Source organism: Vibrio sp. 811, assembly GCF_033339195.1.
In genome coordinates this window covers 1-519 of the sequence record NZ_JAWOUB010000939.1, presented here as the reverse complement: position 1 = coordinate 519, position 519 = coordinate 1, and the positions used below count along the sequence as shown (strand labels likewise).

General features: G+C 45.7%; 1 pseudogene. It reads right to left on the bottom strand.

The annotated features are described in order from the left end of the window. Nucleotides 1-322: pseudogene (locus tag R7Q46_RS30235) on the bottom strand (MipA/OmpV family protein); the annotation flags it as partial. Nucleotides 323-519: the final 197 nt, after the last annotated feature.

Here is a 519-nt window from a genome sequence, read left to right as displayed (position 1 = left end):
GCAGTTGGCCACCAAAATCGACGCGATCACCTTCAAACGCGTTTTGAACGGATTTAGGAATGTCGACAAAACGAAGGCGCGTAATCGCGCTCACTCGCCAGTCAGAATCCTCTTCGTTAAACAGAAAAGCGCCGCCCTCGAGTCCGTTAATGTACAAATGTTCATTTTCAAAAAACATCATCGGCACGAAGGTGCTCACCGTAGAGTCATCGTTAGCAGTGTAAAAAGGAATCGAGGCCGTGCGATACATGGCGGCAATGCCCCACGTTTGCTCATCTGTTGCATAAGCCGTTGATACAGCCGCAGCGAGCGGAAGCATCATGGTGGCTTGTTTCAATCTCTTCATGGGTTTTAATCAAAGTTGATGGAGAAAATCAGTGAATTAAGCTTATGTTCTTTCGATATTAGCCGTTACAATACTTAACGTTGTCATGTGCGTGACAGTTCGCGTCATGCACTTTGATACGTTGGCATGAACATAATCTCAGTGCGTTATTAACCTAACAACGAACTATGCCA